At 43.8% G+C, this 20,606-nt stretch carries 19 protein-coding genes; 7 read left to right on the forward strand and 12 right to left on the reverse strand.

Translation table 11 applies throughout. From position 1 onward, the window contains the following. Positions 1-14 precede the first annotated feature (14 nt). Positions 15-674 (forward strand): phosphate signaling complex protein PhoU, encoded by a 660-nt coding sequence (gene phoU / locus LLF92_06150; protein MCE5340694.1) that lies wholly within the window; start codon positions 15-17, stop codon positions 672-674. An 18-nt stretch (positions 675-692) separates the two neighbouring features. Further along, the gene (locus LLF92_06155; protein MCE5340695.1) at positions 693-2,039 is read left to right on the forward strand and encodes an NCS2 family permease; all 1,347 of its coding nucleotides are present in this window, start codon (positions 693-695) and stop codon (positions 2,037-2,039) included. On the opposite strand, the gene LLF92_06160 is transcribed toward LLF92_06155, so the two are convergent. Together LLF92_06160 and rpmB are read right to left on the reverse strand one after the other, a co-directional pair. Then, positions 2,008-2,874 carry an FHA domain-containing protein gene (locus tag LLF92_06160; GenBank protein ID MCE5340696.1) on the reverse strand — a complete coding sequence of 289 codons (867 nt, stop codon included), beginning with the start codon at positions 2,872-2,874 and terminating at the stop codon, positions 2,008-2,010. The genes LLF92_06155 and LLF92_06160 overlap by 32 nt on opposite strands. A gap of 278 nt (positions 2,875-3,152) precedes the next feature. Then, on the reverse strand, positions 3,153-3,404 hold the full coding sequence (gene rpmB, locus LLF92_06165; protein MCE5340697.1) for a 50S ribosomal protein L28: 252 nt from the start codon (positions 3,402-3,404) through the stop codon (positions 3,153-3,155). A gap of 209 nt (positions 3,405-3,613) precedes the next feature. Here rpmB and dapB point away from each other — a divergent pair, with 209 nt between their 5' ends. Continuing rightward, complete coding sequence (gene dapB / locus LLF92_06170; GenBank protein ID MCE5340698.1) at positions 3,614-4,393, forward strand: 4-hydroxy-tetrahydrodipicolinate reductase; 780 nt, start codon at positions 3,614-3,616, stop codon at positions 4,391-4,393. Here the strand turns inward: dapB and LLF92_06175 are convergent. Further along, entirely contained in the window at positions 4,379-5,203 is an 825-nt protein-coding gene (locus LLF92_06175; protein MCE5340699.1) for a CPBP family intramembrane metalloprotease, read from the reverse strand. The genes dapB and LLF92_06175 overlap by 15 nt on opposite strands. An 82-nt stretch (positions 5,204-5,285) precedes the next feature. Between LLF92_06175 and murA the strand changes: the two genes are divergently transcribed. Then, on the forward strand, positions 5,286-6,557 hold the full coding sequence (gene murA / locus LLF92_06180; GenBank protein ID MCE5340700.1) for a UDP-N-acetylglucosamine 1-carboxyvinyltransferase: 1,272 nt from the start codon (positions 5,286-5,288) through the stop codon (positions 6,555-6,557). A 114-nt stretch (positions 6,558-6,671) separates the two neighbouring features. On the opposite strand, the gene LLF92_06185 is transcribed toward murA, so the two are convergent. Together LLF92_06185 and LLF92_06190 are read right to left on the reverse strand one after the other, a co-directional pair. Next, the gene (locus LLF92_06185; protein ID MCE5340701.1) at positions 6,672-7,172 is read right to left on the reverse strand and encodes a hypothetical protein; all 501 of its coding nucleotides are present in this window, start codon (positions 7,170-7,172) and stop codon (positions 6,672-6,674) included. Positions 7,173-7,183: 11 nt separating this feature from the next. Further along, entirely contained in the window at positions 7,184-8,149 is a 966-nt protein-coding gene (locus LLF92_06190; protein ID MCE5340702.1) for an HD domain-containing protein, read from the reverse strand. Positions 8,150-8,385: 236 nt separating this feature from the next. Between LLF92_06190 and LLF92_06195 the strand changes: the two genes are divergently transcribed. The 3 genes from LLF92_06195 (at position 8,386) to LLF92_06205 (ending at position 11,286) form a co-directional block, all read left to right on the forward strand. Next, positions 8,386-8,982 carry a hypothetical protein gene (locus tag LLF92_06195; protein ID MCE5340703.1) on the forward strand — a complete coding sequence of 199 codons (597 nt, stop codon included), beginning with the start codon at positions 8,386-8,388 and terminating at the stop codon, positions 8,980-8,982. Between the two features lie 227 nt (positions 8,983-9,209). Next, complete coding sequence (eno, locus tag LLF92_06200) at positions 9,210-10,496, forward strand: phosphopyruvate hydratase (GenBank protein ID MCE5340704.1); 1,287 nt, start codon at positions 9,210-9,212, stop codon at positions 10,494-10,496. 25 nt (positions 10,497-10,521) lie between these two features. Continuing rightward, on the forward strand, positions 10,522-11,286 hold the full coding sequence (locus tag LLF92_06205) for a hypothetical protein (protein ID MCE5340705.1): 765 nt from the start codon (positions 10,522-10,524) through the stop codon (positions 11,284-11,286). A gap of 267 nt (positions 11,287-11,553) precedes the next feature. Here LLF92_06205 and LLF92_06210 read toward each other — a convergent pair whose 3' ends face one another. The 7 genes from LLF92_06210 to LLF92_06240 all read right to left on the reverse strand — a co-directional run bounded on the left by LLF92_06210 (position 11,554) and on the right by LLF92_06240 (position 20,296). Continuing rightward, positions 11,554-11,910: a glycogen-binding domain-containing protein gene (locus tag LLF92_06210; GenBank protein ID MCE5340706.1), complete on the reverse strand. Its 357-nt coding sequence runs from the start codon at positions 11,908-11,910 to the stop codon at positions 11,554-11,556. 104 nt (positions 11,911-12,014) lie between these two features. Then, positions 12,015-13,304 carry a glycoside hydrolase family 57 protein gene (locus LLF92_06215; GenBank protein ID MCE5340707.1) on the reverse strand — a complete coding sequence of 430 codons (1,290 nt, stop codon included), beginning with the start codon at positions 13,302-13,304 and terminating at the stop codon, positions 12,015-12,017. A gap of 178 nt (positions 13,305-13,482) precedes the next feature. After that, entirely contained in the window at positions 13,483-14,727 is a 1,245-nt protein-coding gene (locus tag LLF92_06220; GenBank protein ID MCE5340708.1) for a glycosyltransferase family 4 protein, read from the reverse strand. A gap of 159 nt (positions 14,728-14,886) precedes the next feature. After that, positions 14,887-15,546 (reverse strand): response regulator transcription factor, encoded by a 660-nt coding sequence (locus LLF92_06225; GenBank protein ID MCE5340709.1) that lies wholly within the window; start codon positions 15,544-15,546, stop codon positions 14,887-14,889. Positions 15,547-15,550: 4 nt separating this feature from the next. After that, a complete protein-coding gene (locus LLF92_06230; GenBank protein ID MCE5340710.1) occupies positions 15,551-16,768 on the reverse strand; it encodes a response regulator in 1,218 nt (405 codons plus the stop codon). An 11-nt stretch (positions 16,769-16,779) separates the two neighbouring features. Then, on the reverse strand, positions 16,780-17,229 hold the full coding sequence (locus tag LLF92_06235; protein ID MCE5340711.1) for a response regulator: 450 nt from the start codon (positions 17,227-17,229) through the stop codon (positions 16,780-16,782). Position 17,230: 1 nt separating this feature from the next. Next, positions 17,231-20,296, reverse strand: a complete 3,066-nt coding sequence (locus LLF92_06240) for a PocR ligand-binding domain-containing protein (protein ID MCE5340712.1) — start codon at positions 20,294-20,296, stop codon at positions 17,231-17,233. Positions 20,297-20,606: the final 310 nt, after the last annotated feature.

The raw sequence follows: 20,606 nt of genomic DNA on the forward strand, positions 1-20,606 counted from the left end.
GGAGATAAAACCTAATGGAAAGACATTTTGACGAAGAATTGAACGACCTGCGCAGCAGCATCATGAAAATCAGCGACCTTGCCCGCAAGGCGATTACTGAATCCATAGAAGCATTAAAAAACGGCGATAAGACACGTGCCCAAAAAGTTATCGACAACGACCAGGTAATTGATGAGCTTGAACTTGCAATCGACGAAAAATGCATCGATTTACTGGCACGTTATCAGCCGATGGCTGCTGACCTGCGCTTCATCACTACCGGACTGAAACTTAATGCCGAACTGGAACGCATCGCGGATTTGGCGGTTGACGTTGCGCAGCGTGTGCAGATACTGGCAGACAAACCTCTGCTGAAACCGATTATAGACATTCCAAAACTTGGCGAAGTCGCACAAAATATGGTTCATGACGCTATCGAATCGTTTATCGAACGAGATGTTTCAATCGCTCAAAAAGTTGTACAGGCAGACGATGAAGCGGATACATTAAAAGATAAAATCTGCGATGAACTTGTCAATGAGTATATGTCAAAAGACTGCTCTTGCGTAAACCGTGCGGTTCCATTATTATTAGTCGCACGGCATCTTGAGCGTATTTGCGACCACGCCTCGAATATCGCTGAAGATGTTTTTTATATGGTTCAGGGAAAGGTAATCAGGCATCAACATCTGTGATAAATTCAGGGAGGAGCAATGCTGAACGTTTTTTTTAAACTTTCAGAAAAGCAAACGTCTGTACGTACGGAGACAATAGCCGGCGCGACGACATTTCTCACAATGGCATACATTATTTTTGTCAATCCCGCGATTTTATCGCAGGCAGGGATGGACAAAGCATCACTCGTTGCGGTAACCTGCATAGTAACCGCTCTTTCGACAATCGTTACAGGCCTTTTCGCAAATGCCCCTATCGCGATGGCGCCGGGGATGGGGCTTAACGCGTTTTTCGCATACACGCTTGTCATCACGCAGAAAATAAGCTGGCAGACCGCGCTGGGCGTGGTTTTTCTTTCAGGTCTGTTTTTTATGATTCTCACGATTATCGGCCTGCGTAAAAAACTCGTCGAGGCGATTCCAGTATCGCTCATCTCGGCGATATCCGTCGGTATCGGGCTTTTTATCGCTTTCATCGGCTTGCAGAATCTCGGCATTGTCATCGCCCACCCTGCCACTCTTGTTCAGGCTGGAAACTTAAATTCGACAATACTGATTGGCCTGGCGGGTTTAATCGCAATGATTTACCTTGAAATCCGAAAATTTAAAGGCTCACTGCTTGTCGGCATACTCTTTTCAACACTACTGGCGATTTGTTTAAGCAATTATCTTCCGCAGCAGCAAAAAGTACAAATCCCAAATACTATTTTTTCAACAGATATAAGCATCTCCGCGATTGCGTTAAAACTTGACATCATCGGCGCAATTAAATGGAGTTTATTCGGCGCGATTTTTTCGCTGATGTTTATGGATATGTTCGACAGCATCGGCACACTTGTCGCCTGCTGCCATGAAGCGAAAATGGGCGGCGAAAACGGTAAAATTAAGGAACTCGACAGACTATTAACCATCGACGCCGGCGCGACAATGTTCGGCGCTCTGATGGGAACTTCAACGACAACGGCGTATATCGAATCAGCCGCAGGTATCGCCGAGGGCGGCAAAACCGGTCTTACTTCGGTTGTAACCGGAATTTTATTTTTAGCTGCGGCGTTATTCGTACCTCTTGTTGGAATCGTGCCGGCTTACGCGACGGCTCCTGCGCTGATTATGGTCGGCTTTTTTATGATAAGAGAAATCAGAAGAATTGATTTTACGCATGTGGAAACGGCATTTCCCGCATTTATAATTATAATAATGATCGCGTTGAGCTACAGTATAAGCACAGGACTTGCGTTTGGTTTTATATGTTTTTCGCTGCTGAAAATCATCACCGGCAAAGTCAATCAAATTAAGCCGGCGATGTGGCTGATAACAGGGCTTTCAATATTGTACTTCGCGATTCCAGTGCTGGTTAAATATTTTTCACAAACGCCCCAGCCATAAGCGAAATAAAAATCATATAGTCAAGGTCGTTGACGCCATAACGCTCATGGTCAAGCGAATTATCGGCATACAACACACCGTAACATTCCTTGTCGCTCATAATGGGTGCAATAATCGCGGAATTAACCTTGCTGTCGCTTTCTGTTCGCAGCGGCAGACGCGGAATAAGAATATACTGATGATTCTTCAAGGCCTCTTTGACTTTCAATGAAAACGCGAGGTCTTCCAATTTTACAGAAGTACCGCTGATTGACTTTCCTTTAGAAAACTCAACAGCACCCTGCGGGTCTTTTCGCAATCCGACCCAGACGTGAAAAGGATTAAACTGATGAAAGAGTAAATCCACAACCGCTTTGACCATCTCCTGACTGTCGAGGCACTTGCAAATCGTATTCGCGGCGTAAGCGAAATCTTTGCCGCGTTTGGCCTGCATCTTTATCAGCGCCGCATCTGAACTTTCAAGATGACGCACAACAACCTGCGCATCGTGCAAAGTCGCATGCAAAGTATCTTCAAGGCTTATAATCGGAACGCCAGCTTTTTCGCTCTCCTCGATGCGTATCTCGATTTGAAAATCAGCAATTTTCAGAATATCGCCGTCTTTTATTTCGGCTTTCTGAATGATATCTTTGTTGAGATATGTCTTATTGGCTGAATCAAGGTCTTCGGCGACCCATTTGCCATCCGTTGTGGTGTAAATTACGGTATGCTGACGCGAAACAGCCCTGTCCGGCAGAAAAACCTGGCTGCCTATTTGTCTGCCTATGTAAATTGGCCCTTTTGCAAATCGTAGTTCATTGATGATTCTATCCTGGTGTTTTACAGTAAGCCGCATAGTTTAACCTCCACTAATACCAATTGGTATTATTACTCTCGCATCGTGAGGTTCGTAAATTCGCTGCCAGCCCCAAAGGGATGCCAGCACTTCGCTTCAACCGCGGAGGACGACGCGAATAATTTTCAAATCCGTATAAACCATTTGATTTATAACAGACAAACTTGCTTTATACTATCGACACTATCCCCTATTTGTCAACCTCTAATACCAATACCAATAAAAAAGGCAGGATTATAAATTCCTGCCTTTCTAAACTTTTTAATTAAAAAACGCTGTTAAGCCTTTTTGTAGTCTCTTTTCAATGGTTTTTGAACCAGACCCATTTTAATTGCCTTGGCAGAGACTTTAATTCTTGTAGCTTTGCCGTCAACTAAAGCCGTAACTTTGTGGATATTGGCCTTGAATTTGCGTTTTGTTATGCCGGTTGTCTTAACACCGACACCGCCTAAATATTTAGCCTTACCGCGTCTGGATATTGTATTTCCGCTCGTAGTTCTTTTGCCTAATATACTGCATACTCTTGACATAACTCTTTTGCTCCGTTTAAATCAGTCAAATTCAATTCTTATTAGTCCTGTAAGTATAAAGATTTGTTTTGGTTTTGCAAGGGCAAATTTCGCTTTATTCAATTAATAACAACTTGTCAAAAGTCCTTTTTTGGCTTATACTTACGACAGTTTGACATTTAAACACGCTGTACAAATTAGATTTTTATGCAATATATAAGGAATAAACAATGAAATCTAAATTAATAATCGTTGGCGCTGCCGGCCGAATGGGCAAAAGAATAGCGGCTATCGCAGCCGAATCCGGACAATTTGAAATCGTCGGAGCGGTAGATGCCGCCGGGTGCCCAGCTATCGGCACAACTTTAGAACAGACAAATATTAAAATATCCTCTGAATTTCCGCCAAAAGCAGATGTCGTTATAGATTTTTCACTGCCTGTCGCTTTCAAAGGCACAGTCAATTACTGCCTGAAAAATAATTGCGCACTTGTACTGGGCACAACAGGATTGTCCACGGAACAAATCAAAAAAGTCGATGAGGCCGGCAAAAAAATCCCAGTAATACAGGCGACAAATATGAGCGTCGGAATGAATCTGCTGTTCGACATCGTCGGACAAGTTGCCAAAAGGCTCGGCGAAGAATACGATATCGAAATCATAGAGGCACATCACCGTTTCAAAAAAGACGCACCCAGCGGCTCGGCTGTGACTTTGGCAGAAAGAATCGCAGCGGCCACAGCTAAAAAATTTCCGGATTGCCTGGACATGAGCAGAAGCGGAAAAGAATGCCTTCGCAAAAAAGGCACTATCGGTATGCAGGCACTTCGGCTTGGCGATACGGTCGGAGAACATTCTGTAATGTTCGGAACTCTCGGCGAAACGGTAACGATTTCGCACAGCGCTCACAGCAGAGATACTTTCGCGGCAGGAGCCGTAAGAGCGGCAGGCTGGCTTATCGGCAAAAAAGCGGCAAGATATTCGATGGCAGATGTTTTAGGATTGAAGTAATAGAGCCAAAGCAATCTGCGAAGAATTGAAAATGCAGTGAATGAAAATCGAACGCAAAAGCGAACCGCTCTTTTCGTACACATAACCCATCGCTACCGACAAAATAAAAATTGCCGGCAGGTGCATTAAGGGGTGAAGCACGCTGAAAATCGCAGAGACCATAAATATGCTCATCCACGGTTTGTAGCCGAGATTTTCACGGAAATATGTTTGCAGCAGACCACGGAAAACAAGCTCCTCGAAAATCGGTGTAAGGCCGGCGGCGAAAACAATCATTAAAACTCTCAAGCTGATTTGCTTATATTCAAGAAGAACCGCAAGTCCTTCATTTTTTTGCATCTGAAAATCAGAACCGAGAAAATACTCGCCCAGCATAACAACCAAAGCCAGTGAAAGCGTAACGAACGGCCAAACGATTATAAAAACCCCTGTCGATGAGATTAAATCCTGAAAAACATCTTTGGCTCTAATACCAAAACTTTTCAGTCCGTTCACAAAATATTTCTGTGCGGAAAAGATAATAAAAAAGACCGCGACAACCTCCACGGTGAAAAAAAACGAAAACGTGGCGAATTTCTGCCGCCAGTCGGTTAGCTCCGAAGTTAAACTGTCCGCTATGCTCGAACCCAGCGAGGCAAGAGCCAGCCAGCCCAAAAGCACAGCAAACGGGAAATAATACGGCATAAAATTCGGCCTTGGCGGTGCGCTGTCGAGAGATTTTGTCCCCAATGACGTCTCTGCGAGCCATTTTATGATAAATCCGCCGCCAACAAGAAACGTCAGCCACAAAACAATAGAATATATTATCATATTTTAACCCTGCTGTTGCAATAATCCGCATTTTGTATTAGATTATTGCTTTCTTTGCAACATTATAAAGGGATTTAAACTTATGGCTATGGATATCTTTAAAATTACAGGCCCTGTGAGGCTTGACGGAACAATAAACGTTAGCAACTCGAAAAATGCAGCGCTGCCGGTTATGGCGGCGACAATTCTGGCCGGCGGCAAGAACACACTCATCGGCCTGCCGAATCTAAGCGATATCGCCGTGATGGGGCAACTGATGGAATCGCTCGGCTGCAAAAAACAAATCGTAGACGGCAATACCATTTTTGACACAACTGTAATTGACAAACCTTTCGGCGATTATGAAATCGTGCGAAAAATGCGAGCCGGTATCTGCATACTCGGGCCACTGCTTGCCCGATGCGGCAAAGCGGAAATATCTCTGCCGGGCGGCTGCGCTATCGGGTATCGCCCTGTCGATATTCACGTCAGAGGTTTGCAGGAAATGGGCGCTAAAATCGAGCTGAAAAACGGCTACATCGTCGCTCATTCGAACGGCGGACTGAAAGGCGCAAATATTTTTCTCGGCGGTCCGTTCGGGTCGAGCGTTCTGGCGACCGCGAATATATTATCAGCAGCAGTTCTTGCGAAAGGCAAAACCATTATCGAATACGCTGCCTGCGAACCGGAAGTTACAGACCTGGCAAACTGTCTTGTAAAAATGGGAGCTAAAATCACAGGTATTGGTTCGCCTCAATTAATAATCCACGGCGTAAAAGAATTAAAGCCGATAGAATACAAAATTATTCCGGACAGAATCGAAGCGGGCACATTCCTTTGCGCAGCGGCGATTACAAAAGGGAAATTAAAACTTAAAAATTGCCGACTCGACCATCTTTGGGCGGCTGTAAATAAATTAAGAAGTATGAACGTCAAAATCGACGAAACAGAAGATGGCTGCGAAGTTGAGTGCGACAGTCATCTCGAAGCAACTGACCTCACAACGCTTCCGTATCCCGGTTTCCCGACAGATTTGCAGGCACAGTTTATGGCGTGTCTTTGTCTTGCCCGCGGCAACAGCGTTATAACTGAAAAAATATTCGAAGACAGATTTATGCACGTCGCGGAATTGAGCAGAATGTCGGCAAACCTCCGCAAAGAAGGCCCGCACGTAATTATCAGCGGTGTTGAGAAATTAACGGCCGCTCCTGTTATGGCATCGGATTTGAGAGCATCGGCCGCCCTTGTCGTTGCCGCTCTGGCAGCACATGGCGAAACAATCATAAACCGCGTCTACCATATAGACAGAGGTTATGAGAAAATAGAAGAAAAATTAAACGCTTGCGGAGCAAATATTCAGAGACTAAGCGTGTAAATAAAATTGCTTCAACCCAAAAATGGGACCCCGCTTCGCTTATGGGTTTTCGCTGCGCTACAACAGGCACACGGCGTCGCAAAAGCGATCCGCCTTTGAGCCAGTTCCATTTTTTTATCCGGCAAGTCCAAAGAATTTTTCCCAAAGGCCTTTGAAGAAGTTTACCGCCTCAAAATCTCTGGTTGACATACTTAATATATATTGACCATAAGCAATTTGGCCGAGAGCGTAATAACCGTAAGCAAACTGACCGATAGCGACAACGCCAATCGCACCCTGACCAATTGAAAAGAATCCCGCGATACTCAATTGAGCAAGAGCAAACCCCAGTGCAATCGAAAGCTGGCCTATAGCGATAACACCTATTGAAAGCTGACCCAGTGCGAAAACGCCGATAGCTTTTCTGCCGATTGCGATAACGCCTTTAGCCCAGAGTCTTTTGCCGGTTTCCGGGCAAACGCCCATTGTGATGTGGACGAGAGGAAAACTGCCGATTTTCATTTTGGATTTGAAGTCTTTGAAAAGCATCCCGCTTTCGTAGAGATATTTACGAGTTTCGCCCCAGCAACTCTGCGTTATCACATAGTCCGGCTGTTTGTTAAGCAGATTTCCCATAATCGCCTCCGTTAATCAACGACTCTTTTCCTGTAAATTTTAGAATCCAAACTTTTTATGAACGCCGTCCAGTTGGCATCGCCCGGCTCGCTGTCTATTTTGCCTGTAACCTGATTAATCTTAGCGTCGATATTGTCCAAAAAGCCGACAAGGAACGCCTCGGCAGTCATAGGCAGTTTCGGCGAACCAAATTCATACTCGCCGTGATGGGCAAGAATTATATGTTCAAGGCTCTGGAGAATTTCTCTATTAACTTCTTTGCCTGCCGCTTCCATCGCTACGGCTTTTCGCTCCACCATATTCACCGTCATCACAATATGGCCGAGCAGTTGCCCGCTGTCGCTGTAGCCGAATGCCATTTTGTAAGTCAGCTCTTCGGTCTTGCCCATATCGTGCAGGAATATTCCCGCCAGTACAAGGTCGGTTTGAAGCTGCGGATAGCAAGGCATCATAGCTTTTGCGGTATTGAGCATAGTATTGGTATGCTCAAGAAGGCCGCCGATATAACTGTGATGATTCGCGGTTCCGCCCGGCGCGGTGCAGAATTGCTTCATCATTTCTTTATCATTAACAAATTCACCGACGAGGGATTTCAAAAATGGATTTTTAATTTCAGATACGATTTTTACCGTATCGTCCCACATTTGCTTTACATCTTTTTCCGTTCTCGGCAGATAATCATTAATATCCACCTTCTCGGCAGGAACAGCATTTATCCTATCGCCAACGATTTGCATCGCGTTTTGATATATTTCGCTTCTGCCTTTGATGTGCGCGAAGCCCTCTTTGGGCAGTGAGTTGAAAAGCTCTTCGCTTGCCTGCCAGATTCTGCCGTTGACTTTGCCGGTGCGGTCGCTGACGAACATCGCGATGTACAAATCGCCGCGAGTGGTGCTGCGCAAAATCGGCTGACTAATCATATAAACGTCATCAATTGTAGTGCCCGGCTGAAGCTGATTTATGAAAATATGTCCCATTTGGTCATCCTGTAAAAAAAACGTGAAGCGTATCTCGTGAAGCGTATTTCGTCGTTTTATCGCTTCACACTTCACGAATAACGAGATACAATTCTATAAATATAGTTTAATTATAAGGATATGCAAGCAAAAGATATAGAGCAAATCTACAATTTTCGCCTTGATTTTGGACGAGATAAGGTTACTATAAATAAAAATATAGTTACGCAAATTGTTCTTCGAAGAGAAAAATATCAATGATATATGGACTGCAATATCTTGGTCACGAAATATTATTCTGGCCTATTTGTTCCGGAAGAACTCTCTGGCTGGCATCAGATAATTATTTTTTCATTGATAGAAAACTCGTATCAAAATCTGGCGGTTGTTGCTTTCGTAGTGAAGCAAAATCATCACTACAATACGGCGGCACTCAAGTACCAATTCAAATGAAAACAAAAACATCTGGTAAAGGGGGCATTGATTACGAACTTCATATAGGAGAAGATTTGATCGACAGAGGCAATCTAAAATGTTCTTATATGTTTAAGACACCTTTTGATATTGAACAAGCCGCAGCGCAAATATTGGAAAAACCATGGCTAATACATTATGGTGGTATCAACAAACCACAAATATATGAACCACTCGTGTCAAACTTAGACTATTTAATACAGTTCAGCGTACTTTTTAGTTGTTTTATATTTTTTAATATTATCGACAGATTTTATGGTTTCAGATGGGCATCCTTAGTTTTAATTGTTTTTGTGATTATTGGTATCTGCATATCAAGATTACGAAACAGACAAAAAATTGCTAAATTTAAAAAAATGAATCAAAATACTCCAGAGTAAAAATTGAAGCATCAATAATCAACAAAAAGCCATTAACTTTAAGACTTGACTAATCGGGGCAAAATCGTTACCTTTCTGGGGTTTTAGACGCGGATTAACGCCGATACGTTTAGACACGGATTAACACTGTAATATAAAAAAAGTACACCTCTGTGTCCTCTGTGTTCTCTGTGGCTATATATAAAAAAATTAACTCTATGGCAAATTTTTAGAAAGGAATAAAGAAAATGTTTACAACAATTATTGACATTAGGGCAAGAGAAATACTCGACTCACGAGGCAATCCGACCGTTGAAGTCGATGTAACGCTCGACGACGGCGCATTCGGCAGAGCAGCTGTTCCATCAGGAGCAAGCACAGGCGCTCACGAAGCAGTCGAACTCCGTGATACAAACGCTAAACGCTATATGGGCAAAGGCACATTAACGGCTGTAAAGAACGTCAACGAAAAAATCGCACCGGAAATTATCGGTATGGACGCTCTTGCACAGGAAGCAGTCGATAAAGCCATGATTGAACTCGACGGCACAAAGAACAAAGGCAAATTCGGCGCAAACGCAATCCTCGGCGTATCGCTGGCAGTCGCTAAAGCCGCTGCGTTTTCAGTCGGTCTTCCGCTGTACAGATACCTCGGCGGATGCAACGCAAATGTTCTGCCGGTTCCTATGATGAACATCCTCAACGGCGGAAAACACGCTGACAACAATGTCGATTTCCAGGAATTTATGGTTATGCCAATCGGCGCTGAAAACTTCCCGGAAGCATTGAGAATGGGAACTGAAGTTTTCCACACCCTGAAGAAAGTTCTGAAGGACAAAGGCTATAACACATCTGTCGGCGATGAAGGCGGTTTCGCACCATCTCTGAAATCAAACGAAGAGGCTCTGGATGTAATCCTCGACGCAATCAAAAAGGCAGGCTACAAGGCAGGCAAACAAATCGCTATCGCTCTTGACCCTGCTTCAACTGAAATGTTCAATGAAAAAACAAAGAAATACAGCTTCTTCAAATCAGACCCCAAGAACGCTGTTTCATCAGACGCAATGATTAAGCACTGGACCAAGTGGGTTGAAAACTATCCAATCGTCAGCATCGAAGACGGTCTTGCTGAAGACGACTGGGACGGCTGGAAAAAGCTCACAAGCGAAATCGGCAGCAAATGCCAGCTCGTCGGCGATGATTTGTTCGTAACAAATTCCGAAAGACTCGCAAAAGGCATCAAACTCGGCGCTGCAAATTCAATTCTGATTAAAGTAAACCAGATTGGTACTTTGACAGAAACTATCGAAGCCATCAACCTGGCAAAGAGAAGTGGCTACACTGCGGTTATGAGCCACAGAAGCGGCGAAACAGAAGACACCACAATCGCTGATTTGGCAGTTGCTATGGGCGTCGGCCAGATTAAGACCGGCTCGGCATGCAGAACCGACAGAATCTGCAAGTACAACCAGTTACTCCGAATTCACGAAGAACTCGGCGATGCAGCACAGTACGGCTCATTCCTGTTTGAATAAATAAAACTATTTAAAGCAAGGCAATATGAAATTGCCAATAATGATTTTGATTGCAGCATTGGGTTCGGTCTGTTTGGCTGAACCTAATGCCGCACCTGATAAATTAGAGCCCGGCAAAGAGGTGAGGCTCGGTTCAATAGCGGGTGAAATCCTCGTTTATGTACCAACCGATTACAACGAAACCTGTAACTGGCCGGTGGTATTTTATTATCATGGTCAGGGGCAAACGCTTTCGACAGACTGGCTTCAAACCGCAACAGGACGCAAAGGCTTTGTTATTGTAAGCATAGAATTCGCTCCTGTGCCATCTGAACGTATGACTGCAACTCAATACAGGATTTATGTTGAGCAGGAAATGAAAAATATTGGCGCGGTCAGGCACATGCTGCAGGGGAAACTCAAGATAGACCCAAAAATGACAATTCTTGCAGGCGTCAGCAAAGGCGGCTGGCTTGTATCAAGTATTATTGACTATCGACCCCAAATCGGAGCCGGGGCACTGATAGCTTGTGCCGGAGTTAGAAATGGCATACTTCAGAAAACTTTCCCATTAACAAACAGATACATCTTTATAGGAGCAGGTGAAACAGACCAAAATCTTAATGCCGCAAAAAAAGCTTCAACATATTTTCAAGGCAGAGGAGCCAATGTTGTATTCGAAGCATGGAAGGGTTTAGGACATGAGATAAACCCAAATTCACAGGTAATGCAAAAATGGTTTTCAGATTTTCGTAACAATCTCAATCGTCCCGCCTCAAAAACACCGCCGGCCGGTGAAGCAACAAAATAATGCCGCAGCGAGTGGTCGCTGATATGCGCTACGCATAACCTTCTGAAGTTGTGGCGAAGCGGAAAAGTCTGCTGGAATTGATAGAAAGGTTGTTTGTCGGCAAATTAGTCGGGGATGAAATCCGTCCAGCCGAAAGTAAGTGAATGTTATAGTTAAAATTTGAATAATAGTAGGTAATGTCAGAAAAAATGAGCCGTCCTGCTCACACAGCCATCGAATCCAACGGTTGGATTTGAAAACATTGTGCAACAGGCTCCTGACAAAATTTTATTTGCTTACCTTCAAAACTGAATTAAGTCCGCCATACGGATTCGGTTCTGTATCGGGATTATGCGGGTCGTGCTGCCAATGGCCGTCAACAACGAAACGATACCTGTAACTGCCGGGCGTAAGAGGCAGCTCTATCTGCCAATCACCTTTGTCGTCTATTTTCTTCATCGGCGCAAGCTGCGGCTGCCAGCCGTTGAAATCACCTGCGACACAAACCGTCGAAGCTGAAGGATAAAACGCGGTAAAAACAACCCCGCCCCTGACTTTACTGATACCGTAAAGTTTTTTAATTTCCTTCGTAATTACACTTCGTGTCTTCGCCGCAACTCTCCTGATGTCCTTGACTGTTTTCATTTTCTAACTCCCTTCAGATACCAATTGATATAATTGCTCACGCGTCGCACAGTTTGCAAAATTCTATACCAGCTTCGCTTTACCCGCGGATAACGGTAAGAATTTTATTCAGAATCCGTCTGAATATACGTCCTTTCCCTATTCGTACGCAGCGATCGCTGTTTTACTATACTCTTAATCTTCACCGGCTGCACAGTCGCAGTTTCGACAGGTGTAACTTTCGAGCTGCGGGAACTTAAATCTTCCATAACGTTCATAAAATTAATATACGAATCATACGGCGTATCATAAGGATTGAAATACTTATGAACATCGCCATCCGAAAACCATTTTGTGCACATATAATAAAAATGGTCGGATGTCTGAAGCCTTCGCCAGTCAGAAATAATTTTTTCGTCGCGTGTGCCCTTTACGGCCTTTTCAAGTTTGTACAATTCAGTCAGCGCGTTTTGCTGCATAGGATTTCCAAGCCACGCGGACAAATCACGTTCGATATCCGCCCAGCTTATCGTATAAGGTATGTCAAGCGGTTCGCAAGCCGAATACGCAGCGGCAGTTTCCGAGACAGTTTTAAAACTGTTGTCCGGATGCCTCAATATTTCTCCCGGCAAATGACGCATAAAATTGAATATGCCCGTATCCTCCCACTGATGCTCGCCAAAGGTTTCATAATCCATAAAAAGATTGACAGTGTAGCCGCAGCCGTTAACCGCGTTTACCCACTTAGTGAATTTTGTCGCATCCAAAGGCCATTCTTTCCAGCCTCTGTTCGAGAAACGAAACGCGATGTCGTCGCTCAAGCTGTAATTCTTCAGCAGCAGTTTCAAATTAGGACACCGCAGCGGCTGGTAAACAAAATTCGGACTCTTATAGCCGAGTATATGATCCGCACCCTCGGCTAAAATCGCGTCGAATCTTCCTGTGCTTTCTATCAGCTCTGCTATCTGGTTATTGTACACCAGTTCGGTATTACGGAATACACGCGGGGTTTGGCCGAAATGCTTCTGTATCGCCTGCGTATGCAAATCTATCTGTTCAAGAAATTCCTTGTGTGAATAGAGCGAACTTAAACTGTGATAGTATGTTTCAGCAAGAAACTCTACACAGCCTGTCGCGGCAAGCTCTTTAAAACTCTCAAGAACATCGCCGGCGTAAGCCTCCATCTGATCAAGCACTACGCCCGTGATACTGTATGATATCCTGAATTTGCCCTCGTACTTTTTTATAAGTTCAAGCATCAGCCGATTGGTCGGCAAATAGCATTTATCCGCTACTTTACGGCAAATCTGATGATTCTTGGAATCGTCAAAGTAATGACTGTCCGTGTCGAAAATCGTGTAATTCCTCAACCTGTATGGCTGATGGACCTGAAAATAAAAACATACCGACGCCATATTCCATCCTATATAAAAAATCAAATATCAAAAGTATTGATTCGGCTGGAACGCCGAAACTATTTTTATATATAAAAAAATAAAATACCATCACGACGAAGTCGGGATTCAGTAACTAACGACTAAAAACTAACAACTAACGACTCTCAAACCGGCCTTGGGGCAGTTTGAGTAATATCTATGCACAGGCAAGAACCTGTTTGTAAATTTTATTCACTTTAGCAGCAGACGATTCCCATTTAAAACTCCCAGCCTCATAAAAGCCGTTTTCCGACAGCATTGTCCGAAGCGGGCTATGCTTGAGTACCGCTGCGATTTTATTTGCCATCTGGTTAACATCCCAGAAATCAACCTTTAACGCATTTTGCAATGTTTCCGCTACACCGCTCTGTTTGCTTATCAGAATCGGCACATTATTCTTCATAGCCTCCAACGCGGCAATTCCGAAAGGCTCTGACACCGAAGGCATCACGAACAAATCAGCCATCTGATATATCCTGTTGACGTTTGCGCCTCTTAAAAATTTCGTGAAGAAAACCTTATGGCCAATGCCAAGATACGCGGCGTATTCTATCATTCTTCGCGTCATATCGCCATCGCCGGCCATAACAAATTTCACATTGCTCATTTTTTCCAGAACTTTTTTGGCGGCGGCAATAAAATAATCCGGGCCTTTCTGGAAAGTAATTCGGCCAAGAAACAAAACCACTTTGTCCCTCTTGTCAGCGAGTTCCCGCCTTGTGCCATTGTCCTCGACACCGTTGTAAACAACATCCACCTTTTCAGACGATATGCCGTAGCGGTTAATTACAATATTCTTCGTGTAATTGCTGACGGCGATAATTTTATCAGCGTTGTGCATACCATAACGCTCGATATCATAAATCTCCTGGTTGATATTTTCTCCGCTGCGGTCAAATTCGGTCGAATGAACGTGAACAATAACCGGTTTACCGCTCAATTTCGCAACGCTTATCGCCGCCGGATATGTCATCCAGTCGTGTGCGTGAATAACGTCAAAATCTTCAGTAGAAGCTATATCGGTCGCGTTTTCTTCAAATTTATGAACGTCTTCAAAGATGTTGGTTCCATAATGCTGCTGCTGTGTCGACTGACTGAACTGCCAGGCACTTGCGCCGACCTGTGTACGACTTAAACTGCCCACTTTAACACTGGCAGGCATATATGGCTTCAAAGTTGACTTAATAGTCCTGAAACGAATATTTTTGAATTCGCCTGGAAGTAAATAACCCTGCGCAGCGAGAATTTCCATAAAATCACAGCCCGCATCGTTGCCAGTCGGCAGAACGAACGTGATTTCAGTGCCCTGACTGCTTAGCGCCTTTGTAAGGCCATAGCAGGCAGTGCCTAAACCTCCGCTTATAAACGGAGGAAATTCCCAACCTAACATAAAAACTTTCATAATGAGACCGCTTATCCTAATTTGTATATATACGCTGAAGGGATACGAGATGTTTTCAATTGCAAATAATAATTCCCTTCGAAGCAATCTCTGAACCCAATGTTGAGACCACTTTAAATATCGCAATTGTTCAATTGTACCTTTTAATCACTCCTTTAATTAATGAGACTCCGCTGATGTCAGCCCCTCTCTTATAGCATACTTTGTAAGATTTGCAATACTGTCAATTTCAAGTTTGTGCATAATTCTTGTGCGATGCCCCTCAACCGTTTTGGGGCTGACGTGCAGCATTCTGGCAATTTGCTTTGTTATCATACCCTCGGTGATAAGCTGCAAAACTTCGCGTTCCCTGCTTGAAAGCACAGCAAATGCGTCATACCCATCGGTTCGGCTCTGATGAACCATATAATTATCAACAACGACGCCTGAAATAGATGGGCTAAGATATGTCATATTCCGTATAACAACACGGATTGCGTTTATCAGCTCTGCATACTCACAATCCTTTAGCAGATAACCCATTGCGCCTGTTTTAAACATCTCGTGGATAAATTTTTTGTTGGAATGCATCGATAACGCGACAATTTTTACCTGCGGATTCACTTTCAGGATTTGTCGTGTCGCCTCAATGCCGTTCAATTCGGGCATTGCTATGTCCATAATCATAATATCCGGAGTCAACTCCTGTGCAAGTTTAACAGCCTGGTAACCAGTTTCCGCCTGACCCACAATCTCCATATCCTCTTCGCAACTAAGTGCCTGACTTAGACCATGCCGAAGAATCTTGTGGTCGTCAGCCAACACAATCCTAATTGACATTATTCTACTCCTTTTTACTGCTTTCCGTCCCCAAGGGTACACTTAATGTAACGGTAGTACCTTTACCTTTAATCGACTTAATTTTAAATTTACCGCCAATCGCCTCGAGTCGTTCCCTGATGCTGAACAGACCAAAACCTGCTTTGCCCTGTGCGTTGATTTCTTTTAAGTTGAAGCCAAATCCATCGTCTCTCACATCTATCCGCAAGCCATTATAAGAGCCTTTCAAAGTAATAGCAACATTTTTAGCCTGACTATGTTTAATAATATTTGTCATTAACTCACGGACAGACCTATAGAGCAGCACTTTAATCTGTTCGGGTATCTGAATTTCCTTATTGTCTGATTTGAATTTGAATTTAAAAATTCCTCTTTTTGCGAAATCTTCGCCAAGCTCCTCTATAGCGGCCGGGAGCCCTAACGTATATAGCGAAGCAGGACTTAAATCAAAAGTCAGAGTTCTTGTCTGCTCAACGGCCTCTTTTATCATACCCCAAACCTCTATCAGCGAAGGCTTAATTGACTCCGGAGCGTTTAACACCAAAACGCCAAGCTCTTTTTTGGAGAAAGCTAAAAGCTGACCAATCGAATCGTGAAGCTGCGTCGCAACCTGACGGCGTTCACGCTCCTCAACGAACATAATTTCAGACGATAAAAAACGAAGCTTTTCCTGATGCTCCATAAATTGCTTTTCGATTTCTTTTCTTTTGGTTATTTCCTTCTGTAAAACAGCGACCATGTTCTCAAGCTGACTGGTACGGTCTTTGACGCGTAATTCAAGCACCGTATTTATTGAGCGAAGTTCCTGCTGACTCAAATGCAGCGATTTTTCAACCGCTTTTCTTTCAATCGAGTATTTTATCGCGCGAACAACAGTCTGCCCGTCAGCCTGTCCTTTAACGAGATAATCTTCTGCGCCGAGCCGAACTGCTTTAACGCCCGTTGTCTCATCTTCTATGCCCGTGAGGACAACTATCGGCAGTTGAGGAAATTCCTGTCTTGTCTTTTTTACGGTGTCCAACCCGCTGCTGTCGGGCAGCGATAAATCAAGCAATACCGCATCTACACAATTATGCATAAGCAAACGGAAGGCTTCTCTCAAAGAACTTGCCATGCTCAAAGAAATATTTTTCCTGGTTAGCTTAACGCGCTCTTTGAGCAACAGCGCATCAGACGCGCTATCCTCCACCAGCAGTACTTGCAGCATTTTGTTGTCATCCATTTAATTCATTACTACTTCCTCGGCGGCAGTGTCGCGACTTCGAGCCAAAAATGCTCAATAGACTTAATAACCTCGATGAAGCGTTTGAAATCCACCGGCTTTGCGATATAACAATTGGCCAGAAGTTCATACGACCTGAAAACATCCTCATCCGCACTTGAAGTTGTCAGCACAATTACCGGAATAACCTTAAGCACAGGGTCGCTTTTTAACTGCACAAGCACTTCCCTGCCGTCTTTTCTGGGCATATTTAAGTCCAGAAGAATAAGGTCGGGCCTCGGCGCGTTTTTATACATGCCCTGCCGCCTTAAATACGCCATCGCTTCGACACCATCCTCGACACTAAAAAGTCTGTTAGGTATTTTTCCGGCCTTGAGAGCTTCGACAGTCAACGCAGTATCGCTGGGGCTGTCTTCAATAAGCAGAATTTCAATAGGACAGGTTGCTACGTTACCATTCATATCAGCTTACTCCTATCTCTGGAACTGTAAAATAGAAAGTCGAACCCTGTCCCGGCTGGGATTCGACCCAAATTTTACCTCCGTGACGCTCGACAATTTTCTTACATATCGACAAACCAATACCTGTTCCCGGATACTTTTCGCGTGTATGAAGTCTTTGAAAAATTAAAAAAATACGTTCCGAATATTCCTGCTCAATGCCAATGCCATTGTCCCTCACCGAGAATTGCCAAAAACCATCATTCTTTTCGGCAGTAATATGAACGTGAGGATTCTTATCACTTTTAAATTTAATAGCATTGCCAATAAGATTCTGAAAAAGCTGCATAAACTGCACTTCGTCTATTTTAACTGTCGGCAAATCACCCGCAGTAATCTTAGCGCCAGATTCATCAATAGCAATTTTCAAATGCTCCATCGCGTATTTTAGCGGTCTTTCAGCATCAATCATCGCCGGTGCTTTAGAGTGCGATCCAACACGTGAATACTCAAGAAGCCCCTGAATAAGCGATTGCATCCTGTGAGCTCCACCAACCGCGAAATTCATATATTTCAAACTTTCTTCTTCAAGAGAATCTGCAAGCCTGCTTTTTAAAAGTTCCATAAATCCCGCGACAGCCCGAAGCGGCTCCTGCAAATCGTGACTTGCGACATAAGCAAACTGCTCCAGTTCCTTGTTCGACCGTGCCAGTTCCTGCGTACGTAATTCAACCTTCTCCTCAAGATGCCGGCGATATTCATCAAGCTCTGCCTCTGCGTTAAATCTGTGAACGGCTTCGCCGAGCATCACAGAAATCGTTATTTCGACAAATTCTATTTTCGATAAAGGAACCATATCTTTTTTCAAATCGGCTATACGAATCACGCCAAGAACTTCTTTCCGGTAATGAATGGGTATAACCGCCAAAGACCGGAATCCCCATTTTATACAGGTTCCGCGATATTGTTTTCGTTCCTCTGCCGAGAGAGATTCCAGGAACGCTTCTGTATCGTTACAGAAAAAGGAATCACCCGCAGTCCTGTACTTTTTCTCATGGTCTGTAAGTTTCTTCGTAATCGCCCGCGTACACACACAGTTGTCTTTATGTGCGTGCAGCAAATTTCCCAATTTAATAAAATCCTTATCAAACCAGACGTAAGATTCATAAGGAATATTTCCATTCCCATCGTTAAGGCGGATTCCTGCGAATTCACATCCGCTCCACTGACGAAGCATTTCAATCGTTGAATCAAGATACTCTTTGCGGGTACTTTTTTTTGCGAATAATTCAAGCATCGCGTTTGTGAAGTTTTGCATGTCTTCAGCGGCTTTCCGCTTTGTAATATCGCGCGCGGAAGCAAAAACTCCCTGTACATTGCCGGCTTCGTCTTTATACAACGTAGCATTACACAGCATACGCATTATTTCCCCGGATTTAAGCCGGATATCGAGCGGATAATCCTGTACCTGACCTTCTGACATCACTAACTCACAGCCCTGCTTTGCTTTTTTAGGCTCGGTAAAATGTTGTGAAAAATCGCTGCCGATAAGTTCATCCCGCCCGATACCAGTCGCATTTTCAGCGGATTTGTTTACATCGGTAACTTTCCCATTCAAATCGACTATAAACATCGGGTCAGCATTGGCCTCGAGCAGGCCGCGTATATACAAAGAACTTGACTTAAGCGATTTCAAAGCCTGCTTGTGCGCACTGACATCAAGACCAATTTCCATAATCAAAGGAGAGCCGTCAGAATCCTTGAAAGGATAATCATATATATCGTAACTACTGCCGTCAGGACTTGTCCACTCCCAAAATACGGGCTTATTTGTTTTCAAAACATTAAATGTTTGGCAATTTTCACACAGTTCGGTTCGTCCAAAAATAAGTTCATAGCATTTTTTTCCGTTATGTTTGCCAAAACGCTCTTCAAAAAAATTGTTCGCATATACGATATGGCAATCAGGCGTAAGCAGTACCGCATGAACCGGCAGCATATCGAGCACATCTTCAAACCGCTTGCGTTCGGCTCGGACTTTTTCCTGGGCATACGTGCGAAGATGAATTTCCTCTTCGAGTTTTTTCACAGTCTCTGCAAGTGCAGCAGTTCTTTCCACGACCCGTTTTTCAAGTTCATCGCGAGACTGGCGCAGTTCCAGTTCCGCCTTCTTGCTTTCAGTTATATCACAAGCATAAGCTGCAACGGCAGTCACCCGATCATGCGCATCTTTCACGGGATATAAACTCACCTTATAAACCACATCATCAATTAGATCTTCAAACTCCACCACTTTTCCAGACTCAACGGCTTTTTTGAAATACGACATACGCACTTTGTGAACTTCCGGCGGAGTAAAATCACCCAGATACCTGCCAATCACATCCTGATTTCCAAAACGCTCAATAGCGGTTTGGTTCCCCATAATCGCCACACCGTCAGGAGCCAGGAGCCAGATCGACTCCTTAGTCGCGTCCATAATTGTCCGAAGTTTGGCTTCATTTACTCGCAGAGTTTCCTGTGCCTTTCTTTGCTCCTCTAAAACATTTGCAAGTTTAATGTTGGTATAACTTAGCTGCGAAATATTGTGCGCAAAATCGATAAAAAATTGTTTCGCGGCATCCAAAGTATCTCTGTTTATTCGCGGCACTTTTCCAATAGCCGCAATATATTCCTCTTCGCCAAAACAATAAGTTTGCGCCTGCCTGCGAAATAATTCATAATCGAGATGTTCATCCTCAAAGAAAAACTGCCCGATAAAAATATGACCCATGTGCATGTCGCCGACATAAATAGGCGAGGCCATATCCCACATATTGTTTTTGCATTTGTAAAGTTTGAAATGCCCTTTTGGAATGTCTTTGGCAAGCTGCGTGTCACTTTCGAGACAATGCTTGCATGACACTGGATTTACGCGGTGAAATTTTGTGCAGACATCCTGCCAGCCGACACCGACAAGCACTTTGCCCTTCAGGTCTACAATAGCCATCGCAATATGGGCGAGCTTATAAAAGCTGTCCATCATTTCCTGAATCCTGGAGACGTCGATTACATCCCCAAGCTCCAATGCGATACCAATGTCCGGCATATTCGTCCTCACTATCCCACAGAAAGACCAAAGTTTATAAGAATCATTTTAAAACCTGCGATACCAGTGTATCCTGATGTATTCCATTCTTCCTCTACGGTCTGCCCGACAGTGTTGTGTGCAGATTATAACATTTTTATTGTACATTTCAAACAAAAACCTAAAACGCAAACAATTTCCCCTGCATTAAAACCCCTATATTAACTTATCTTGAAAATTATAAAAAAAACATTTGATAACGCTTCAACAATCTTTTAAATATGCTTCTGTAATAATAGGAGTTCTCTCTGCTTGTTGTCCAAATAAACTT

Source organism: Planctomycetaceae bacterium, assembly GCA_021371795.1.
Classification (GTDB): domain Bacteria; phylum Planctomycetota; class Phycisphaerae; order Sedimentisphaerales; family UBA12454; genus UBA12454.